A 2,886-nucleotide genomic window follows, 5' to 3' on the forward strand; every position below is an offset into this window, starting at 1 on the left:
TGACGGCCAACGGCAAGCTCGACCGCAAGGCGCTGCCGGTCCCCGAGGACGACGCCTATGCGCGGGCGGCCTACGAGGCGCCGCAGGGCGCGGTCGAGACGGCGCTGGCCGGCATCTGGGCCGAGCTCCTGGGGGTCGAGCGGGTCGGACGCCACGACCATTTCTTCGAGCTCGGCGGTCACTCGCTGCTGGCGGTGCGGCTGTTGAGCCGGCTGTCGCGGGCTGTTGGCGTTGAACTGCCGCTGTCGACACTGTTTGCCAAACCGGTGCTGGCGGAGCTGGCAGCAAGCATCGTGGAAGAGTTGAGCCGCGCCGGTCCGCACGACCTGCCGGCGATCGTGGCGGTGTCGCGCGAGGAGCCGCTTGCGCTGTCATTTGCACAGCAGCGGCTGTGGTTCTTGGCGCAGCTGGACGCGGGCAGCACCAACTATCACATGCCGCTGACCTTGCGGCTGCGTGGTGGGCTCGAGCGGGCCGCCTGGCAGCGCAGCCTTGATCGTCTGTTTGCCCGTCACGAGGCGCTGCGCAGTGTCTTTGTCGCACCGGAGGGCAAGCCCCGGGTCGAGCTTCTGCCGCCGGATGCGGGACTGCCGGTGCTCGAGCACGATCTGCGCGGGCGGCCGGATGCCGAGGCGGCGCTTCTGGATCTGTGCCAGGAGGAAGCGCGCACGCCGTTCGATCTGGCGCGCGGGCCGCTGATCCGCGGGCGTCTGATCCGGATATCGGATGCGGAACACGTCTTGCTGCTGACGCAGCATCACATCGTCTCGGACGGCTGGTCGCTGGGCGTGCTGGTGCGTGAACTGAGCAGCCTCTACCGGGCGTTCGTGGCCGGAGAAGACGATCCTTTGCCGCCGCTGGCGATCCAGTACCCGGATTATGCCGCCTGGCAGCGACAGTGGCTGTCGGGCGAGCGGCTCTCGAACCAGGCACAGTACTGGCGCGATGCCCTGTCAGAGGCTCCTGCTCGTCTTGCACTGCCGACCGACCGGCCGCGGCCGGCGCGGCAGTCGTTTGCCGGCGCCAGTGTGGCGGTCGTCCTCGACGCGGAGCTGACGCGGGGGCTGAAGCGGCTGAGCCGGCAGCATGGCACGACGTTGTTCATGACGGTGCTGGCCGCCTGGGCTGCGGTGCTGTCGCGGCTGTCGGGGCAGGACGACCTTGTCATCGGCGTGCCAAGCGCCAATCGCGGCAGCCGCGAGATCGAAGAGCTGATCGGCTTCTTCGTCAACACGCTCGCGCTTCGGCTGGACCTATCGGGCGAGCCGAGCGTGGCGGAGCTGTTGGACCGGACGCGGCGCACGGCCTTGGCAGCGCAGGAGCACCAGGACCTGCCGTTCGAGCAGGTGGTGGAGATCGTGCAGCCGCCCCGGCATCTTGATCACACGCCGCTGTTCCAGGTGATGCTGGCCTGGCAGAACGAGGCCGTCGAGGCCTTCGATCTTCCCGGACTGAACGTGGAGGCTGCGGGAGAGGGGTACGACCAGGTCAAGTTCGACCTGGAGCTGAGCCTTGGCGAGTGCGGCGAGGAGATCGCCGGAACGTTTGCTTATGCCACGGCGCTGTTCGATCAGGCGACGATCGAGCGGCAGCGCGGTTATCTGCTGGCGCTGCTGCGGGCAATGGTCGCCGATGCCGGCCAGCCGGTGCGCGAGCTCGACGTCCTGCCGGCCGACGAGCGCACCTATCTGCTGGAAGAGCTGAACCGCACGGCGGCGCCTTACCCCTCGGATATGTGCATCCATGAACTGTTCGAGCAACAGGTCCGGCGCGCGCCCGAAGCCGTCGCCCTGGTCCATGAGGACGAAGAGCTGAGCTATGGCGAGCTCAACGCGCGCGCCAACCGGCTGGCCCATCATCTGATCGGGCTCGGGGTCAAGCCGGACCAGCCGGTGGCGATCTGCCTGGAGCGCGGCCCGGCCATGGTGGTCGGGCTCTTGGCAATCCTGAAGGCGGGCGGCGCCTATCTGCCGCTCGACCCGGCCTATCCCAGCGCGCGGCTCAACCAGGTGCTCGAGGATGCCGCACCGCGGCTGCTGCTTTGCGATGCGGCCGGCCGCGCCGCGCTCGGCACCGAGGCGCTCGCCGATGTGAGCGTGGTCGATCTGGATGCGGCCATCCCCGCCTGGGCCGGGCTGCCGGCGTCCGATCCAGACCCGCGCGCGCTCGGCCTCACCTCGCGCCATCTCGCCTACATCATCTACACCTCCGGCTCCACCGGAACGCCAAAGGGCGTCATGGTCGAGCACCAGAGCTTGGCCAATCTTACAGCATGGCATGTGCAAACGTTTTGTCGGCAACCAGAAACCCGCTGCACACTCACCGCTGGCGTGGCATTCGATGCCAGCACCTGGGAGCTGTGGTCTGCATTATGCAATCGTAGCAGATTGCTGCTCCCGCCCAGAGCGGTAGCAGAGGATTCTCTCCTTCTGTTAGAATGGTGGCGTGATCAAGCCTTGGATGTTGCCTTCTTAATCACGCCGCTGGCCACACTCGTGCTGGAAGACAAGCTGGTAAACGCCAGATTGCAGTACTTGCTCATTGGCGGGGATCGTCTCCAGCGTGTGCCTCTCCTGCTACCATCGCCTCTCAAGCTGATAAATAACTATGGCCCGACGGAAGTTAGCGTCGTGGCAACCTCGGGACGGCTCTTCAGTGACAGCGTTGTGCCGCATATCGGCCGTCCGATCGCGAACACGCGGATCTACCTGCTGGACGGTCATGGGGCACTGGTGCCGTTCGGGGCGGTGGGCGAGCTTTACATTGGCGGGGCAGGCGTGGCGCGCGGCTACCTGAACCGGCCCGAGCTGACGGCGCAGCGGTTCATCGCCAGCCCCTTTGTGGAGGGCGACCGTCTCTACCGGACCGGCGATCTGGCGCGCTACC

1 protein-coding gene is annotated in these 2,886 nt (G+C 67.1%); it reads left to right on the forward strand.

Translation table 11 applies throughout. The features are described from left to right. Nucleotides 1-2,886 (forward strand): amino acid adenylation domain-containing protein (locus tag O7A70_RS33585; RefSeq protein ID WP_337144173.1); only part of this gene is annotated, 2,886 nt, incomplete at both ends.

This window comes from Mesorhizobium sp. Cs1299R1N1 (genome assembly GCF_037179655.1).
In the GTDB taxonomy this organism is placed as follows: domain Bacteria; phylum Pseudomonadota; class Alphaproteobacteria; order Rhizobiales; family Rhizobiaceae; genus Mesorhizobium; species Mesorhizobium salmacidum.